The organism is Dyadobacter sp. 676 (assembly GCF_040448675.1).
Taxonomy (GTDB): Bacteria; Bacteroidota; Bacteroidia; order Cytophagales; family Spirosomataceae; genus Dyadobacter.
In genome coordinates this window covers 1,062,167-1,080,670 of record NZ_CP159289.1, presented here as the reverse complement: position 1 = coordinate 1,080,670, position 18,504 = coordinate 1,062,167, and the positions used below count along the sequence as shown (strand labels likewise).

Below are 18,504 nucleotides of genomic sequence, written 5' to 3'. Positions count from 1 at the left end.
TCAGAAGCTGCTTACTGGCCGCGGTACCGATCGGGTTCCGAGAGACGGTCTTCACTTATCCGCTTCCTCTTGAGCATGTCCGTAAGGGCCGATTGCCAGTTGAGGATAATATCTATTACAAAAAAGTCGCGCAGGTTGCTGCGCAGGCTTGTACGCATAATACGCTTCACGATGCTCTTGTTTACTTCTCCCGCTTCACGTACTCTCGGCAGCAACTGAATGGCAATCACCGTCAGCACCGCCCCGATCAGGAAAAGGAAATTCCATTCGTGCAAAAGCAGCAGCCGGAAACTTTTCTGCAATTGAGGTCCCGTCCACTCGGCGATCACACGCAATTGCCGCAGGGTGTAGTAATCGGCCAGATAGCCACCGATAAGCGGAGCCAGGGACGAGAAAACGGAGGTGATAATGTTTTTTACAGATAAATAAATAATAGCCTCTTTTGCCGGGGCCAGTTTGAGGCCGATGTTCGTCAATGCCAGGTTCGTGCCTGCGTTGCTTGCGCCGCTAGCGATATGGATGACGGCCAGTAATGCCAGGTTCGAGACCAGATTGGAATAAATCCCCACAAAACACCATGCAACGACACAGCACAGGTACAATGGCGCACAAATGGCGATGATCGTTTTATTGCTGTAACGATCCGCGAAAACGCCCCAGTAGCCAATGGTGACGATGCTGCTGAGCTGGCTGAGAATGGTGAGCGGGACAATATACATCAGCGTCAGGCCGAGGGTTTTCAGCATAAATACCGTGAAAAACGGCGTAGCCATATTTACCGCGAACAGCCAAGCCGAGTTGAATACCAGCAACCTTCTGAAATTAAGGTCTTTGAGCGGCCGCTGGAACATTCTGAGGATGTTTTCTTTTCCAAGGAACGACATTGGTTCCGGCACCGTCGACAACAGCCACGCCCCGGCCAGCCCGATTACGCCTGCGAGCATGAACATGATCGAATAAGCCGTAATTTCGAAATCCGGGAAATTTTTGCGGATATAATCGACGATGAGTGCCAGGACGATGCTCATCACGACGTTGAGAATCTGCGCATAACGCCCCCGTTTGGAAAAATAAACCCCCAGCATTTCCCCCGGCACAAGGTCCTTCATCCAGGCATTCCAGCTTGGCCCCGCGATGGAGCCGAACAGGTAGAAGAAAAAGAGGAAAAGGAGCAGCAGGTTTACCGGTGCATCCCCGGGAAAAATAAAAGGTAGTATCCCGATGAGGACGAGCGGAATCCGCGCAAGGACCAAGCAGATCACCGACACCGCCCGGCGATTGTTGTAGCGGCGGATCAGCCAGACGGACGTGAGCTGGAAGATATTGGTAAACGTCGGCAGCGATGCCAGCAGGCCGATCTGGAAGTTGTTGGCGCCCATCAGAAGGGCAAATGCGACCAGGAATGTGCCCCCCTGTGAGCGTGGTCATGGCCTCAGTGGTCAGGCCTTCTTGGAGGACGGTGTTCAGGCCTTTCTGAACTTCCTCCTGGGTCAGTCTTTCCCTGGGTTTTAGAATCATAGGTGTGGTCCGGTTTGTTCGTCAAATTGTACGGTTGGCCGCAAAGCAGCTCCATCGGTCGTAAAGGGCGGTTTCGATTAAAATCATACCAATAGGGGATGCGTGGTTTTGAAATTGCCTTCGTATGGAACCCCAAACCCGGTCCGTTGACATAAATGTCCGAGCAGCCTTTGCTTCCAGGATTTGCCCGCCATTTAAGTTCCCGTCGTTGGGCCCGCAAACGAGGAAGGTGGCGATGTCTTTCAAAGTACAGCGAAGTTGCCCCGCCGGATAGTCGGTAAACCGATTTTGCGGCTGTTTCACGAGCAATCCCGTAGAGTGGGAAAATGTACGGTATAGCCAGATATGCTTCCGGAAATTCCTGTGGAAACTACCTGGTATCATTCATCCCCGGGGGGGTGGAGAGGCGGGTGCTGCGATATTTACCGAGAGGTATTCCTGCAATATACTTTGGATCCTGTTAATTTCGGTATCCAGACCCCACCTGTGGTGGATCCTAGGAGTTATACCGTCCCTAATAGCGCATTCAGCGCGACACCTCCGGCAGTATTTCCGGTGGAAGCGGGTTATCAGTCTATTCCGGCATCGTCATCGAGCCTGACCGGCTGTCCGACCGGTGGTTCGCTTTCAGGTTCGGACGCAGAAGATTGCGCGGCGGCGGGCACGCTTCTTCTGGCTCCGGGCCTCGTTCAGGAAGGAAAATGCACTCACCCAGACCAAACTCGATTTTTTTACCAATATTTCGCATGAGATCAGGACTCACCTTTCGTTGATCAGCGGGCCATTGGAAAAGGCTTTCCAGCATTCGACTCAAGGTAAAAATGTTGATCATTACCTGGCTTATGCAAGAGATAACTCCGACAGGTTGATGCTTTTAGTAAACGAGCTGCTTGATTTTCGCAAAATCCAAAGCGGAAATGTCCGCCTGCAAGCTCGTGAGCACGATGTAGGTAAGATTATCAAAAGTGTGCTCGCCGCATTTGAACATATTGCAAAGGAAAAGCACATCGAAACATCGCTTCTTTGCCCAGATACGCCTATACTTCTCTGGTTTGACATTGCCCAGATGCAGAAGGTATTTTATAACTTGTTAGGTAATGCTTTTAAATTCACACCGGAGGGAGGCAAGGTAGCGGTGCACATAACTCAAACTTCTGATGAAGTAGTCATTACAGTACAGGACAACGGTGCCGGATGTCAGATGAGCATTTGCAAAAGCTGTTCAAGTACTACTATCAAGCGGATTCTGAAAAGCCCGGCTACGGAATCGGGTTGGCACTATCGAAAAGTATTATAGAGCAGCATCATGGCTCCCTCACTGCGGAAAGCCGTCTCGCATCCGAATCAGCTTCAGGGATGACGGCATTGACGATCAGAATGCTCCGTGAGAACAAGCATTTCTCCCCCGAGCAGATTGCGGTGAACTCCGGGGGCTACGCAGATATTGTGATCCCCGAGAAAATCGCAATGCCCGCTATCATCAATGCCGCGGTTTCAAAACAAAACAACACTATTCTGATCGTCGAGGATAACGGTCAGCTACGCGTGTTTCTCAGAGAGATTTTTGAAGGACAATATAACATCCTTGAGGCAGAGAACGGATTACAGGGGCTAGAATTGGCAAATGCGCATATTCCTGACATTATTCTATCCGACGTCATGATGCCTGAAATGAGCGGATTGGATCTTTGCAACAAATTAAAAACGAGCGCAGGGACTTCACACATTCCCATCGTGCTTTTAACTGCCAAAACGCAGAGCGAACAAATTATTGAAGGTCTTGCGGCAGGGGCAGACGACTATCTGGCCAAACCGTTTAATCCGCGCATTCTCGAATTAAAGATCGATAATCTGATTCGCGTCAGGGATGAGCAAAAAAAGCGCTTCCGGCAGTTGGCATTAGAAGGTGAGGAGGCTGAAAATAGCATTGCCCAAAATGTGAATGAGGCCTTTATTGCAAATCTAAGAACGTTGGTCAAAGAAAATATATCGAACCGTGACTTCGGGGTTAATGAACTGGCTGGGCATGTCGGGATGAGCTTATCGGTTCTTTACCGGAAAATGCGCGCACTCACCGGTTTAACGATAAATGAATTCGTAAAGGCTATCCGGCTTAATGTGGCCAGGGAGCTTCTCGAATCCGGCGTCTATAACGTCAGCGAAGTGGCAACAATGATCGGATTTGAAGATGCTAAGTATTTCAGCAAAGAGTTTAGAAAGGTATTTGGCAAGAATCCCAACGAAGTTAAAAAGATGCTTAGCTAGGCCAAAGACTCCATTCGGTGAAGGTGATTTATATACCGAATGAGCGCATCCGAGTATCGAATCAGGTAAGTACAACTCATCACCAATTGTTCATTTAATTGAGGATGCATTTCTTAGCAGATTAAAACACCGGAAACTCTACTTTCAACCGTCTGAACACCTGGGAAGAGGTCAAGAACCAGGACGACCTTTGAACGACACCGGATTAGTGGACAAATTATTATTAATTACGAATTTGAAAATAGCCACGGCCAGATCATCTATTTGGGAGAATGGCATACACATCCGGAATGTTCACCTTCTCCTTCACAGAGGGATTTGAGTATGATAAGGGAACAATTCAAGCTCACAAGTTTGAATACAAATTTTGTCTTGCTTCTTATCCAGGGTTTTGAAGTCCTGGATGTCGGGGTTCTTGATAAAAGAGGCTTCGTTTCACGTCTTATTACGTACCCTGTGCATCCACAACTCTAGAAGCGGGAAGGTGTCTGGAGTATGTAAAGACTTGAAAACGCGATGGACGTAAGAGCGAAGCAGGTTGTCTAAAAATTCAGGACTCTAATTGCTCGGAAGAACCTTCACTTGTGTCGTACTTATGCCAGAAAGCCAGAGCCAACAGCTTGAATATCTAGCTTATAATACAGTTACCTGACCGAAAAGAAGCTGAATTTGACGGCCGGGAAGTTTGGCTAGTATTCGGTAAGCGAATACACCACGTACCACTTGTCCATTATACTTACCATCCCAAATTGCAGATCCACTATTTAAGGTGCCGGGCCTGCTGATATACACAACTTCGCCCCAACGGCTAAATATTTTTACCTCTTCAATTTCAATTGTAGGAACCGGACAGAAAATTGTCCACGCATCGTTTATTCCGTCTTCGTTTGGCGTGAATGCAGAAGGTATAGATAGCGTACTACTGCAAGGCGCGTCCAAATCAATTCTGCTTTGGACAACGCAGCCTGAACCGTCTTTAACAGTTATGACATACTTACCTGGCGCAAGCTGCCGAAACGATGAATCCTGTTGGAAATTGACCGAGTCTAAACTATAAAAATGCGGGCGAGGGCCGGCTACCGATATCGATAGTTGTCCATCGGATAGGTTACAGGTTGGCTGCTGTGAATGAACGGCGACAATAGTAGGGCCCCGGCTGTCATTCACCACCACAACCTGACTGCCAACACAGCCATCTTCATCGGTTGCCGAGACTTGGTAAGTACCCGCCTGCAAATTCTCAAAAATACGCGATGCCTGCGGCGGACGTCCTGAAATTGAAAATGATATAGCACCGTTTCCTTCTGCGAACGCTAGGTTAACCTTTCCATTCGGTTGCCCACACGATGTAGGCACTATCTCAACTTTATTGAGCTCTAGTGCGACACTCTTTCTTAAAAAGACTTGTTGAGATACTGTGCAAAGGCTTTGATCTCGAACAATAACCGTGTAAACACCGCCTGTCAAACTGTCAAATCTGTTATTTGTAGAGAAAGCGGATCCATTCAGTGAATAGCTTAGAGCACCATTGCCGCCATAAGCGGCAATACGCAAGGAGCCGTCATTTTGTCCGCACCGAGGGGCAACAGAGTCTATCTTAGCGATAATTGGGGATGGCTGTTGACCAATTGTTACGTCGATTGAGCCAAAGCACTTGGCTGCCTGAAGTGTGAGTTTGTAAGTGCCAGGCGCAAGATCTTTAAAAGTTGAAGTTGTCTGTAGGGGACCTTCGTTGAGCTTGAATCGTACCGGGTACTTTTCGGTTCCTCCTTTACCCGTGACAATTAGGCTCCCATCATTTTTACCACAACTCGCGGGCGTTGTTTTTAAATCGACGAGAACAGCCTCAACAATTTCAATCGTAATCGCTTTCACATCAGACTCAATCCCATTAATTTTTTGAGTCAAGTAAAAAGTGGTTGTTTTTTCCAATGAAGCGGAATGATAGGTATTCCCGTTTGCAAGAAGTACCTTTTTTCCTGGGTCTGCGTACCAACGCACGTCTTGCCCGGTTACTGTTAAAACAGGATCTCCGCCCCGACAAGCGACGTCGTCAGACAGCAGGGTGATCGAATCTACTTCGGTGGTCGTTGGATGTTGAAAGTTGTAAATTGTCGGCATCGATCTTGGCGTCGAGCCGTAAGAAGGCGCATAGAAAAGTAGCAGCCAGGTGCCGCCTACAATCCTACGAATCTGCCGCATTTTATCCATTAGCGTGAGCCGCATCGCCTATTTGCACAAAATCGATAGTCCGGACCTGTTAATAAAGAAATGTTTGGTCTCCTGTTACTTGTCTTACTTTATGATTTTAAGCATAATGTTTAGTCGATACCAAAGCCACTAGGTTTAAAGCTGTGGCTTTGGTGTCGCTTATTCGGTAAGACAAGTATTATAATTACTTCAAAACAATTCGCACTTTTTGAATGTCTTGTTTTGAACCCTGAGCCGGTATCGCGTGCAGGTAGTAAATACCTCTGGGCAAATCTGATACCGATATTTTTAATTTATCCCCATCAATTAAAGCTTTGCTTTCGAAAGCCTCCTTGATAGAAACTGATTTAGTAGCCGATGCTAAGCTCTCATGGTACAGATTTAAACTTCGGGTAGAAATTCCATTCTCTCGGCGTTGCTAAATTGAATGAACAGTTCATTTTGCGCCGGATTTGGTGAGACTGCTCTCAGCATTCCGCCACTTGCCGGTAGAGAAAAGCAATAGGGGGCGCCGCTTCCACAAACGTTGGTAGCGGTCACGCAAATGGTCGCACCTGTGGAAGTTGTAATATAAGCATCGCCGGAATTCTGAATTATCGAGGCCGAGCCTGATGTGACCGTAAATGCGTAGGTCGTTATAGGATACTCCGAAATCTGACTGAATTGCCACATATTCGAGCCTGGATCAAAGAGCCAGTAACTGGGATTTTTTATTGAAGGCACACCAAGTTTTCTGAACTATGGCATGGTAGTTCAGGGTACTGAATCAGTACTTTAAGGCTAATAATCAAGTGTATGTCTGACCAAGAACCTGCGTTTAGACCAAAGATTTCCTTTGTCATCATGTATATTAGTATATTAGGTCGAAATAAAAAAAGTAGAAAATCGCTCCTTTTCAAACGAAAGGTTGTCGGAACATTCCGGGCGGAGATTGCCACCGCAGACCAGATCCAACAGACGCTGCACATTTCGCAGACCGAGCTCCGCCGTCTTAACCGGTGGTACTTCAAGCATCGCTTAAAGCCATATTTATTTCTTGAGTCATTTATTCAGACTATGAAAAAGAAAACTGATGCGTCATATCTGAAAGCCCTGGAACAAAGGCTTTTGGAAACGGAAAAGGAAAACCGGTTCCTTCGACTTAAAGCCGAAGCATTTGAAACTGCCATACAGATCGCGGAAGAACATTTAACATTCCGATTCTAAAAAAAGTCTGACCGCGGTGGCGTACCACCCAAACAACCGAAAAGCTGACCCGTCGCTACCCGCTTGCAGGTATGGAACAGCTTACTAATTTGTTTGGATTGTCAAGACAAGCCTGATATGCGGCTGCCAGGCGTCGGGGGAAGGTTAGCTATTTAACTTTGGCCACAAGCTTGCCTTGGAGATGTACTTTCTCGGGATAAACTGGACCAAAGTTCGAGTTCCTAACGATCATTGAAAAATATACATCATATTCGGCATGAATTTCCTTATTTTCAATGTCATATTGTGTAATTTTAACAATACTTGGTTTGGAACGATCAAGAGCATATTGATCTTTACCTGCGTCGCAATTTATTGACGTAAACTTCACATGCGCGTATTCGGGATCATGTAGTTTAGTGAAGTCATTAATAGATGTGGTTGAAACCTTCAACGGCGCACGAACCAAAAAGCTTTCCATTAAACAAGGCTCGATTTGTGAGCCAGTAAGCATCGTAGCAATATTAATTATCACCTCTGGTTCGTTCGCGGTAGTCTTTGGAGGATCGAACCTGGTTACATTAATAGACAGGAAAGGAGCATGATTCCAGCTATGTCCGTTAAAATAACCCTCAATTTTTCCACCAATTACTTGGGTGTTGTATGTCTTCATTTCAGATCCGTCCAGATTACGTGGGTACTGTCCGTCGTAGTTGTTGGGATCAAATTTTTCATCATCCTTACATGAAAATGCAAGGATGATGAAAAGCCAGATTAAGATTCTACTCATGTCCGTTATCTAATAACAACCAGTTGCTTGTTCGATACTTTTTCTCCGCTTCTAAATCGTAAAATATATAGGCTGCTGGTTAGCGATTCAGGGTTAAGTCGGTGGCGATGAAACCCGCTCGGTAAATTTCGATGACTTTGTTAATTCTGTTTAATCCAGTAATATCTGCTAACTGTAATTCTACATCCGATTTATTCTTTAAATAAATATCTACATCAACGACTTTATTCGCCGGGTTAGGAAAAACTGCCTTCACCTCACTTTCGCCATCTCCGTCGCTTTCAACGATTGCATCCTGTGAAACACGACAGCCACCACAAATATTAACGTTAATAGTTGTGGTAGTAACATAGTTCTGTCCGTTATTATTAATTGTACAGCGAAGGAACAAGTTGCCGTTATTAGCGTCGGTTATATTATAGTTGCTAACCATGTCACCAAATCCTACCGGAGAGCCATAGTTAAAACCATCCTTACTAAATTGCCAGGTTGTCGATCCTAACGGCTTGCAAAAGTAATACAGTTCCCAATTGTACCAACCCGCGGTGTTGATACTCGTCGGTCCAATAATAGCGGCGTTAAATTGTTGACTCACAGACGGCCGGAAATTTGCCGTATTAACATTAGTCTCGGAAATACGCTTGCTACGTGGTTAGTATTTGAAGTTCCAGTCGGCACATTGTTGAAGTTGACGTTGGGACTTGAAAAGTGCATAATGCGGGTGGAACTTGCATCGAAAGTATGCATCATAGTCCGAAATGACCCATTGGCGGCAAATAGGTACCCGTGCGAATAAGCCGGACCGCCTGGATCATTCCGGTGACGACCCCTACGAGGTCTCCTAGCTCGTGGGTAAAAGTGAAAAAATTGTTTAAACTCGAGAATGTAGCGCGAACAGCAGCTGTATAATTGGAATTATTAGCCAGTATGGTAGTAACTGAACCGATTACGCCATTGGCATATTCACGTTCTACAAGACAAATTACCAAATCTGCATTTGTTTGAATACGAAGATTCTGAATAGTAGCATTGTCTCGAACAAATGCGGCATCCTGCTCCATATCGTTTGTTGCCTCAGGATTATTGCCGCCAGAAAAACTTACCAGCTGTGATCCCGCTAACGTTATCGAACCGGAAAAGTCAACGAAGTGGCTTCGTTATCTATCAGATAAACAGTGATTTAGCTAAAACAAAAAACGGAACTTAGGACGATTTCTCGCTAAAGTTCCGTTCTGTACCCAGAGCCGGAGTCGAACCGGCACGAGTGTTACCTCATTGGTGTTTGAGACCAACGCGTCTACCGATTCCGCCATCTGGGCATTGATCTTCTGGGTTGGGAGTGCAAAAGTAGACAGAAAAAAAGATTAAGCAAGTCCCCAGCGCAAATTTTCCCGAGATTTTTGGAATAAAAATCGGGGGATGCCGGTTAATTCGCTTATTCATAGCGCAATGCCTCGATTGGGTCGAGACGGGACGCTTTGATAGCCGGATAGATCCCCGATAGCACGCCTACCATCACGCATATCGCTATACCCACCGCCATCCAGAGCCATGGCACCACAAAAGAGCTGTTTTCGCTGATGAGGCCGGTAATGCTGTTCCCGACGATGATGCCGAGTACCAGCCCGCCGATGCCCCCGAGTACGCACACGACAATGGCTTCGATCAGGAATTGCATGCGGATGACACGCGGCGTTGCGCCGAGAGATTTGCGGATTCCGATCTCACGCGTCCGCTCGGTAACCGATACCAGCATGATGTTCATTAGTGCGATGGAAGCCCCAAGTAATGTAACGGTACCGATCACGAAACCGCCGATGCGGAGATAACCGGTGATATTATCGAAATCCTTCACCATCGCGTCGGCACGGTCGATGGTAAAGGAATCTTCCTTACCCAGTTCGTCGTTGCGGATCCGGCGCATAATGCCGCGTGCTTCTTCGACGATCAGGTCGCCGTCGCCGGCGTTGGGGGCGGATGCAGTGATATTATAGGTCAGCGTGCGGTTGGCAGCCAACCCACGGCCGTTTTCAAGCGGAATGAGAATAAGGCGGTCGGAATTATTGTTGCCTCCCAGCGAACCCTTTTTTTCGAGTACGCCTACTACCTTATACCGGGCACCCATAAAGGTAATCTCCTTATTGATGGGGTCGGTGCGTTCGAATAACTTACGCGCAATTTCCTGTCCCAGCACTGCAACATTCAGAGAGTTTTCGAGGTCATTTTTGTCGAGATTGCGGCCGAGGGCGATTTTGTAGCCGTTAATGGCCAGGTATTGGTCGTCGGAACCGACCACATTGCTGTTCGGGTTGGTTTTGGCGCTGCGGTAATTGACCTGTACGGCTCCCGCGATATCGGCGGAAAGCGACGCGGTGGCTTCGTAAGAGGCTTTGAATTTGTCGGCGAATGCTTTGGCCTGGCGATAAGTGACGGGCGGATATTGCTTACTCCGGCGGCCTTCGCGACGGAAATTGTCCTCATCGCGGTTACGAACGGTGAAGGTGTTGGCCCCGAGGTCGGCGAAACTGCTGTTGACTGAACCCTGTATCCCGTCAATGGCCGTGAGAATGCCCACCAGGGAGGTAATGCCGATGGCGATGATCATCGCGGTAAGAACGGTCCGGAGCAGGTTGCTCTGGATCGAACGCAAGCCCTCTTCGATATTTTCGCGTATTATCATAGCGGTTAAAACTGGCGCACCAGAAACAGGATTTGGTCGTTAGTAATGGAGTCTGAGCGTCGGGAGCCGGTACGTGTTTTGTAGTAAATTTCGGATCGCGACGGTTTCTTTACTATATTTAATCTTTACCTGAATGTAAAACTGCGCATGAAAGTCGAAAGAATCAAACCAGTGATACGCCTGTATATCCCGCTCGTCATTTTTTTGATCGGCTCGCTCAACGCGATGGCCAACCGCCTGCTGATCCCGATGGACGAGACGCAAAAGAACCATTTAAAGGCATACGGCATATCTTACTGGATCCTGAAAAATTACGAAATGGAAATGGACTGGCTCCTCAATTACCGGGGTGGTAGTTTTATGGTGGCTTACAATCAGCAGTTTGCGTCGGAAATGACAGTGCGCGGCGTGAGCTTCGAAGTGATCTCCGAGGCCACCGCCGGCCAGATATTGAACCAGATCAGCGCACCGGACGTGAATATGGATGCGGTGAAACTGCAAAAGGCGCCCCGCATCGCGGTGTATTCCCCCAAATCCAAGCTTCCATGGGACGATGCCGTGACGCTGGTGCTTACCTATGCGGAAATACCATACGACGTCGTTTATGACGACGAAGTACTCAATAACAAACTCCCCGAATACGATTGGCTGCATTTGCACCACGAGGATTTCACCGGCCAGTTCGGCAAGTTCTTTCAATATAAGGACTACCCATGGTACCGGGAGCAGAAAAAGGAAGCGGAGGAAACCGCTGCCAAATTCCAGTTCAACAATGTGCCGCAAATGAAGCTGGCCGTCGCCAAAAAAATCGCCGAATTCGTGACGGGCGGGGGTTATATGTTCGCGATGTGCAATGCCACCGATACCTTCGACATCGCGCTGGCAGCCGACGGTCTGGATATCGTGGACGCGATGTACGACGGTACGCCGGCCGATCCGACCGCGAACGGAAAACTGAACTACGACAACACATTTGCATTCCGCGATTTCAAGACGATCCCGTATCCTTATGAAATCGAGTTTTCGGATATCGACAATCAGCCGGAAGAGCGGGGGATGATCGAGTCGAACGATTTTTTCTCCCTGTTCCAGTTTTCAGCCAAATGGGACCCGGTACCAAGTATGCTGACCCAGAACCACCAGACCATCATCAAGGGGTTTCTCGGGCAAACAACCGCGTTTAAAAATCGGCTGATCAAACCGGAAGTTATTGTTCTTGCCGAAAACAAAAACGCCAAAGAAGCACGCTATATCCACAGTACCCATGGCAAGGGTTTCTTTACATTCTATGGCGGCCACGATCCGGAAGATTACCAGCACCGGGTAGGTGAGGAGCCAACGGATCTGAACCTGCATCCTAACTCGGCAGGTTACCGGTTAATACTTAACAATATTCTTTTCCCGGCGGCGAAAAAGAAAAAATTAAAGACCTGAACGGAAAGTTAACACCGAAAGAAAAGTGTTTGAAATCACACCGACCGTGCGTTATCGCACGGTTTTTTGTTTTTATAGTTCATTGCAAGTGGTTGATTTGTAGTGGTTTATGCATTGGCATGGATTTCGGATAAAAGTGAGGTGTATTAGCCATGAATTTTTCCACTGAAACCTCCAATCAAACCCACATGGATCGGGAAATTGCACCGGAATATGTCAGGCAAACCAGAACCCGCCGATGGACGATCATCGGTGTGGCGATGGTGGCGCTGGCTGTCCTTTTTTATTTTTTCAAAAAATCGCTTTCCAGCAGCCTGGAAAAAGACCGTGTCAGGACCGGGACCGTTGAAACGGGAGACGTGGAGAACACGCTTACAGCTTCGGGCGAAGTTATCCCCGCCTACGAACAGATCTTTACAAGTCCCATACGGGCGAGCATCAAGCGTATCCTGCTGACGCCCGGGACACGCGTCAGGCCGGGCCAACCCATTGTTGAATTGGACAAGTCGTTGACGGAGATCGAGTTTGAGCGCTATCAAGACCAGCTGGAACTTAAAAAGAACGGGATCGACCAGCTACGGATGAAGCTTAACAAGAATTTGTACGATGCAGAGATTAATGACAGGATCAAATCGTTGAATATCAATAAACTGAAAGCGGATTTCGAAGACGCCAAACGACTTCAAAAGGTGGGCGGCGGTACGGTCGAGGACATTACCCGTGCGGAAAACGCGCTGAAAATCGCGGAACTTGAAAAGAAACAGCTCGAAAACGACCTGAAATATAACCGCGAATCGATGAGCGCCAGCCTGCGGGAAACAGAGCTGGGAGCGCAGATCGAAAGTAAGAATTTGCAGGAGTTGCAGCATAAGCTCAGGATGGCCGATATCGTCGCCGACCGCCCCGGGGTGCTTACCTGGGTGAACGAGAATATCGGCTCGTCGGTAAGCGAGGGCGAGATGCTGGCAAAAGTCGCCGATCTGGGTAGTTTCAGGGTGGAAGGTAGTTGCTCGGATGTGTATGCGGAGCAGGTGAAGACGGGGCTCGGGGCTATTGTAAAGATCAACGAAACGCAGCTGCGCGGCGTGATCACACAGGTAAAACCGGCTGTGAAGGACGGTGTAATCGGTTTCACGATCCAGCTCGACAATGCCGGAAACGAATCGCTGCGCCCGAACATGAAGGTGGAGGTGTTCGTGGTGACGAGCAAAAGCACCGGGACGCTCCGGGTGGCAAATGGCCCCGCGTTTACAGGCAAACGGAAACAATATGTGTACGTGCTGGAAAACAGGACGGCGCGCCGGCGGGAAATCGAGACCGGGCTCTCCAATTTCGATTATGTCGAGATCAAAAATGGCCTGAAACCCGGCGAGAAGGTTATTCTGACCAACATGAATGATTATGAACACCTCGAAGAGCTTACCATTCAATGATTATGAGAAAGCTTTTTACGTGGATAATCATTCTGCTGGCGGGTCGGGCAGCGCAAGGGCAGGTCCGGAAGCTGACCCTCGAGGATGTCGTGCAGCAGGCCAAAGAGCATTCCATCGCCTCCAAGCAGGCCGTGACGCAAAAAAAGACGAATTACTGGCAATTCCGTTCGTTTCTGGCCGATTACAAGCCTCAATTGAGTTTGCTTGGCACCGTTCCCGGTTTCACGCGTTCATACATCGAAGTGGTTCAACCCGACGGTACGGTTACGTTCCAGCAGGTTTCGAATAATAATTCGACGCTTAACCTGTCGCTCAGCCAGAGCATCGCCATGACCGGCGGTACGATTTATATGCAGCAGCAAATTCAGCGTTTCGACGATTTCCAGCGGAATGTGACGCGCTATAACGGCATTCCGTTTGAAATAGGCATTAAACAGCCGTTGTTCCAGTTCAACCCTCTGAAATGGGACCGGAGAATCCAGCCGCTGAAATACCAGGAAGGCAACCAGCAATATATCCAGTCGCTCGAACAAGTGGCATTGGATGCGACGGGTTTCTATTTCGATTTGCTGGTGGCGCAGGTGAATCTGCAGATCGCCGAGAAGAACAGAAGTAACAACGATACCCTGTTCAAAATCGCACGCCATAAGCTGGAATTGGGTAAAATATCTCAAAATGACCTTTTGCAACTTCAAATGGGCCTGCTAACGGCGCAGAAGGACCTGGCTTCGGCCCAGCAAAGTGCCGCGGTAGCTTCGCTGAAACTGAAAATGTACCTGGGTTCCCGCGATGAACGCGAACTGGAACTGGATATTCCGTCGGAGTCGGGGGAGTTCGCGATCGATCCGCAAAGGGCGCTCGACGAGGCATTCGCCAACCGGCTCGGCTTCCGTCGCATTCCGCAGACGGCTGCTCGAAGCCGAGCGGGATGTGCAGCTTGCCCGGAAAAACAACGGCTTGAATGCAACTCTGAATGCCACGTTCGGGTTGTCGAACCAGGGAAACCGCCCGCGCGACGTGTACGTGAGTCCGCAGGACCGGGAATTTGTGGAATTGCAGCTCACATTACCGATCCTTACCTGGGGACGAAACAAAGCCCGCACGGAAGTCGCCCGCACCGCCCGGGAATTCGCACAACAGTCGGTGGAACAGGATAAGCTCACCTTCGAACAGGAAATATTTACCCAGGTAACCCTTTTACAAATGCTGCAAAAACAAGTTAAGCTCACACAGGTGGCCGACGGCATTGCTGCCGACCGCTATCGGATCGCCAAGGAACGTTTCATCCTCAGCGACCTCAGCGTAACCGATCTGGGCATCGCCACGCAGGAAAAAGACATCGCCCGCCGTGACTACATCCTCGCATTACGCGACTACTGGCAGGCATATTACAGTTTACGGCTGCTGACGCTTTACGATTTTGAGCTTAACAGGAAGATAGCTTATGGTAATGAGTGAATGAGCCACCGTGGAACGGGGAATGATTCACTCATTCGAAATTCACTCATTCACTCATTACCGCCCCACGGCGGAGCATTCAAAACGTCCAACCTACAAGTATTATCGCCATGATCAAACTTCAAAATGTCGAGAAAGTTTACCGCACCAGTTCTATTGAAACATTGGCCCTGAATAACATCAATATTGATGTGAAGAAAGGCGAGTTCGTTTCGATCATGGGACCTTCGGGCTGCGGGAAGAGTACATTGCTGAACATTATCGGACTGCTCGATGCACCGTCGAAGGGGCGGATCGAGATCGACGGCACACCGGTGGAACGTTATACCGACAAACATCTGGCCGAATTACGCAACCGCAAGCTGGGTTTCATTTTTCAGAGCTTTCACCTGATCAATGATCTATCGGTGATAGATAACGTCGAAATTCCACTGCTTTACAGGAATACGTCGGCCAGGCAACGTCGGGAGCTTGCGCAGGAGGCCCTGGAAAAAGTAGGACTGAGCAACCGGATGAAGCATTTTCCGAAGCAGCTTTCCGGCGGGCAGAAACAACGCGTCGCCATTGCACGGGCGATCGTAGGCAACCCTGAAATCATCCTGGCGGATGAACCCACCGGTAACCTCGACAGCGCGATGGGTAACGAGATCCTCGGTATTCTTCAGAAGCTCAATACCGCCGGCACCACCATCGTAATGGTAACCCACGACGAAGCGATGGCCAAAAAAACCGACAGGTTGATACGGTTGTTCGACGGGACGCAGGTCGGTTAATTGTGAATGAGCCGCCGTGGAACGGGGAATGAGTGAGTGCGTAAATTTTAAATGACTAAATGACTGACCGGGCCGCCGGAGCAATGACCGAACAAGGTAGTCATTGGGTCAGAAGTAGTCATGAGTTATCTAAACAACGCCTGACCACACTTGACTAGACCTGGCCCTCTATTCACTCATTCCCGTCCCACGGCGGCTTATTCATACATTCACTCATTCGAATTCAGTCATTCCCCGTTCCACTGCGACTCATTCGCTCATTCACTCATTAAAAAAATGCTCACAAACTACATAAAAATCGCCTGGAAGGTATTGCTGCGGCATCCTTTCTATACTTTCATCACACTGTTCGGCATTTCGCTTACCCTGACGGTACTGATGGTGGTGACCTCTTTCCTCGACCACCTTTTCGGTGCGCATTACCCGGAAAGCAAACGAGGCCGTTCGCTGTACATTGCGAACATCGTGCAAACCGATTCGGCCAATACGACGATGTCGTCGGGGCCCGCTTCTTTCGATTTTTTGACAAAATATGCCAAAACGTTAAAATCTGCCGAACGGGTGTCTATCATGAACAATTTCGGTTTCTCGAATGCGTATGTGAACGGAAAGCGGATCAAACTGAACACAAAGTACACCGACGTCGATTTCTGGTCGGTGACCGATTTCGAATTTTTGGAAGGCAAGCCGTATGACGAAACGAATATTCGGAATGCCGACCATGTGGTGGTGATCACCGACGCACTGCGCGAACAGTATTTCGGCGACGACTCGGAAACGGCTGTGGGTAAAACGATCGATATCGAAAACATCGACTATCGGGTAATCGGGGTGGTGAAGGGTAGTCCGCCGACACGGGTCTACACTTATTCGGACGTGTACTTTCCTTATACGGCACCCAAAAGCAATTACCAGGAAAAAGGAATACGCGGACGCTATGTGGCCATTGTGCTGGCACGAAGCGCGGCCGATATTCCTGCCGTAAAAGCCGAGTTCGACAGCCATATAGCCCGCATTCCGCGCTCCGATTACTCGGATAACAACCGGTTCAACATCCTGACCGTGAAGGCGGACACCTATTTCGACCATTTCCTGAACACCTTCACACGAAGCGAAAAAGACCGGATCGCACTTTACGCTATCGTCGGGCTGGTGCTGCTGATGATCATGGGATTACCGGCGGTTAACCTTGTAAATGTGAATGTGAGCCGCATTCTCGAACGCGCTTCCGAAATAGGCGTCAGAAAGGCGTTCGGGGCTCCGTCGAAAGCGCTCTTGTGGCAGTTTATCATTGAAAACATCTTCATTACTTTCATCGGAGGGGCATTTGCATTGCTGCTGACGCTGGCGGTCATCCATTTCATCAATGCCAGCGGATGGATCGCCTATGCCGACCTGACAATCAATCTGCCGGTGTTCCTGATCAGCATTCTGGTTTGCCTTATTTTTGGCTTGCTATCCGGGGTTTTGCCGGCTTTCAGAATGTCGCGACTCAAGATAGCGGAAGCGCTGAAAGTGTAACCTGTCATGCCGATTCACTCATTTTAAACCTGCATAGCCATGCTACGACATCTTTTTAAATTAATATGGAATAAAAAAGGCACGCATTCCCTGCTGATCATCGAGGTATGGGCCGCCTTCATGGTGCTCTTCGGCGTGCTGACGCTCATTGTTTTTAACCTGAGGAATTATCTGCAACCCATTGGTTTTCAATATGAACAGGTGTGGAACCTGGAACTGTCCTCTAACCAGGATACTACCGAAATAGGCGCAAAACTGCAACGCGCCATGCAGCGGGTACGCTCGTACCCGGAAGTGACGGCTGCCAGCCGCATGAGCGGCAATACACCCTTTTCGGCGAATCAGATCGGTAATTCGGTAACATACAACAAGGTTAGCGTCGGAGGCGATTTTTATTATACGGACAGCGAATTGGCCACGGTACTCGACCTGCCGCTAAAAAAAGGGCGGTGGTATGGCGAGGCCGACCGGGTTGGCAAATTTGTCCCGGTCGTGATCAATCAAGCCATGGAAGACAAGCTCTTTCAAAACGAGTCGGGGCTGAACAAGGTCATCAAGCGCGACGGCAAGACCATGTATAAAGTGGTTGGGATTGTCGACAAGTTCAAGGCGAAGGGGCAGTTTATGTCCGACAGTCCCGCACTTTTTCAAATTCTGGAAAAAGACGACCGCTGGAATTCGAATATTTTAATCAAAACCAAACCGGGCACGGACGCGACGTTTGAAGCCCGTCTGGTGAAGGACATCGCGACGATGCTGCCGGGCTGGGGGATAGAAGTAGGGTATCTCAAAGATTCACGCAAAAACCGGGAAAATCTGACGCTTGTGCCGGTACTGATATTCCTGATTGTGAGCGGTTTTTTGCTTACGAATGTGGCATTGGGCCTTTTCGGTGTGCTGAACCTCAATATCGCGAAGCGCAAAGGAGAAATCGGCCTGCGCCGTGCGATGGGCGCCACGGAATCCAGGGTGACGGGCCAGTTTCTCGGCGAAATTTGGGTACTGGCTACATTCAGCCTTGTGATCGGGCTTATTTTTGCCGTCCAATTCCCGCTCATGAACGTTTTTGACCTCGACAAGGAAATTTACATCGTCGCGATCTTGGCGGCCGTCGCCATAATATATATCATTGTAACGCTGTGCGCCTGGTTCCCGAGCAAGCAGGCAGCGACGATACACCCGGCGGTGGCGCTGCATGAGGAGTGAAGAGAATGACTGAATGAGCCGCCATGAAAC

Annotated in this window: 13 protein-coding genes, 1 tRNA gene and 2 pseudogenes; 10 read left to right on the top strand and 6 right to left on the bottom strand. The window is 48.8% G+C overall.

What is annotated here, in order from left to right:
* Nucleotides 1-11: 11 nt before the first annotated feature.
* Entirely contained in the window at nt 12-1,379 is a 1,368-nt protein-coding gene (locus ABV298_RS04915) for an MFS transporter (RefSeq protein WP_353721059.1), read from the bottom strand.
* A 755-nt stretch (nt 1,380-2,134) separates the two neighbouring features.
* On the opposite strand from ABV298_RS04915, the pseudogene ABV298_RS04910 reads away from it, so the two are divergent.
* The 3 genes and pseudogenes from ABV298_RS04910 to ABV298_RS04900 form a co-directional block, all read left to right on the top strand.
* Nucleotides 2,135-2,817 (top strand): annotated as a pseudogene (locus ABV298_RS04910) (HAMP domain-containing sensor histidine kinase); the annotation flags it as partial.
* A 57-nt stretch (nt 2,818-2,874) separates the two neighbouring features.
* Nucleotides 2,875-3,783, top strand: coding sequence for a response regulator (locus ABV298_RS04905; RefSeq protein WP_353723142.1), 909 nt, complete (start codon nt 2,875-2,877; stop codon nt 3,781-3,783).
* Between the two features lie 204 nt (nt 3,784-3,987).
* A complete protein-coding gene (locus ABV298_RS04900) occupies nt 3,988-4,257 on the top strand; it encodes a Mov34/MPN/PAD-1 family protein (protein ID WP_353723141.1) in 270 nt (89 codons plus the stop codon).
* A 159-nt stretch (nt 4,258-4,416) separates the two neighbouring features.
* Here the strand turns inward: ABV298_RS04900 and ABV298_RS04895 are convergent, their stop codons facing one another.
* Complete coding sequence (locus tag ABV298_RS04895) at nt 4,417-5,904, bottom strand: gliding motility-associated C-terminal domain-containing protein (protein WP_353721058.1); 1,488 nt, start codon at nt 5,902-5,904, stop codon at nt 4,417-4,419.
* 885 nt (nt 5,905-6,789) lie between these two features.
* Here ABV298_RS04895 and ABV298_RS04890 point away from each other — a divergent pair.
* A complete protein-coding gene (locus ABV298_RS04890; RefSeq protein ID WP_353721057.1) occupies nt 6,790-7,200 on the top strand; it encodes a hypothetical protein in 411 nt (136 codons plus the stop codon).
* Nucleotides 7,201-7,348: 148 nt separating this feature from the next.
* Here ABV298_RS04890 and ABV298_RS04885 read toward each other — a convergent pair whose 3' ends face one another.
* The 4 genes from ABV298_RS04885 to ABV298_RS04870 form a co-directional block, all read right to left on the bottom strand.
* Entirely contained in the window at nt 7,349-7,969 is a 621-nt protein-coding gene (locus tag ABV298_RS04885) for a hypothetical protein (protein ID WP_353721056.1), read from the bottom strand.
* Between the two features lie 79 nt (nt 7,970-8,048).
* Entirely contained in the window at nt 8,049-8,564 is a 516-nt protein-coding gene (locus ABV298_RS04880) for a hypothetical protein (protein ID WP_353721055.1), read from the bottom strand.
* 640 nt (nt 8,565-9,204) lie between these two features.
* Nucleotides 9,205-9,288 (bottom strand) — tRNA-Leu (locus tag ABV298_RS04875).
* Between the two features lie 116 nt (nt 9,289-9,404).
* Nucleotides 9,405-10,649 (bottom strand): ABC transporter permease, encoded by a 1,245-nt coding sequence (locus tag ABV298_RS04870; RefSeq protein WP_353721054.1) that lies wholly within the window; start codon nt 10,647-10,649, stop codon nt 9,405-9,407.
* Nucleotides 10,650-10,820: 171 nt separating this feature from the next.
* Here ABV298_RS04870 and ABV298_RS04865 point away from each other — a divergent pair, with 171 nt between their 5' ends.
* The 6 genes and pseudogenes from ABV298_RS04865 (at nt 10,821) to ABV298_RS04840 (ending at nt 18,474) form a co-directional block, all read left to right on the top strand.
* Nucleotides 10,821-12,083 (top strand): asparagine synthetase B, encoded by a 1,263-nt coding sequence (locus ABV298_RS04865; RefSeq protein ID WP_353723140.1) that lies wholly within the window; start codon nt 10,821-10,823, stop codon nt 12,081-12,083.
* Nucleotides 12,084-12,271: 188 nt separating this feature from the next.
* On the top strand, nt 12,272-13,516 hold the full coding sequence (locus tag ABV298_RS04860) for an efflux RND transporter periplasmic adaptor subunit (protein ID WP_353721053.1): 1,245 nt from the start codon (nt 12,272-12,274) through the stop codon (nt 13,514-13,516).
* Nucleotides 13,513-14,974, top strand: a pseudogene (locus ABV298_RS04855) (TolC family protein). The gene ABV298_RS04860 and the pseudogene ABV298_RS04855 overlap by 4 nt, the downstream one beginning before the upstream one ends.
* A 110-nt stretch (nt 14,975-15,084) precedes the next feature.
* Nucleotides 15,085-15,747, top strand: a complete 663-nt coding sequence (locus ABV298_RS04850; protein WP_353721052.1) for an ABC transporter ATP-binding protein — start codon at nt 15,085-15,087, stop codon at nt 15,745-15,747.
* A gap of 276 nt (nt 15,748-16,023) precedes the next feature.
* Nucleotides 16,024-17,268, top strand: coding sequence for an ABC transporter permease (locus tag ABV298_RS04845; protein WP_353721051.1), 1,245 nt, complete (start codon nt 16,024-16,026; stop codon nt 17,266-17,268).
* 39 nt (nt 17,269-17,307) lie between these two features.
* Nucleotides 17,308-18,474 carry an FtsX-like permease family protein gene (locus tag ABV298_RS04840; protein ID WP_353721050.1) on the top strand — a complete coding sequence of 389 codons (1,167 nt, stop codon included), beginning with the start codon at nt 17,308-17,310 and terminating at the stop codon, nt 18,472-18,474.
* Nucleotides 18,475-18,504 lie beyond the last annotated feature (30 nt).

What these genes read in the sequence shown, in the direction of transcription:
- ABV298_RS04915 (WP_353721059.1), bottom strand. Translation starts at nt 1,379, where the DNA reads ATGGGCGCCAACAACTTCCAGATCGGCCTGCTGGCATCGCTGCCGACG.
- ABV298_RS04905 (WP_353723142.1), top strand. Translation starts at nt 2,875, where the DNA reads ATGACGGCATTGACGATCAGAATGCTCCGTGAGAACAAGCATTTCTCC.
- ABV298_RS04895 (WP_353721058.1), bottom strand. Translation starts at nt 5,904, where the DNA reads ATGCCGACAATTTACAACTTTCAACATCCAACGACCACCGAAGTAGAT.
- ABV298_RS04890 (WP_353721057.1), top strand. Translation starts at nt 6,790, where the DNA reads ATGTCTGACCAAGAACCTGCGTTTAGACCAAAGATTTCCTTTGTCATC.
- ABV298_RS04885 (WP_353721056.1), bottom strand. Translation starts at nt 7,969, where the DNA reads ATGAGTAGAATCTTAATCTGGCTTTTCATCATCCTTGCATTTTCATGT.
- ABV298_RS04870 (WP_353721054.1), bottom strand. Translation starts at nt 10,649, where the DNA reads ATGATAATACGCGAAAATATCGAAGAGGGCTTGCGTTCGATCCAGAGC.
- ABV298_RS04860 (WP_353721053.1), top strand. Translation starts at nt 12,272, where the DNA reads ATGGATCGGGAAATTGCACCGGAATATGTCAGGCAAACCAGAACCCGC.
- ABV298_RS04850 (WP_353721052.1), top strand. Translation starts at nt 15,085, where the DNA reads ATGATCAAACTTCAAAATGTCGAGAAAGTTTACCGCACCAGTTCTATT.
- ABV298_RS04845 (WP_353721051.1), top strand. Translation starts at nt 16,024, where the DNA reads ATGCTCACAAACTACATAAAAATCGCCTGGAAGGTATTGCTGCGGCAT.
- ABV298_RS04840 (WP_353721050.1), top strand. Translation starts at nt 17,308, where the DNA reads ATGCTACGACATCTTTTTAAATTAATATGGAATAAAAAAGGCACGCAT.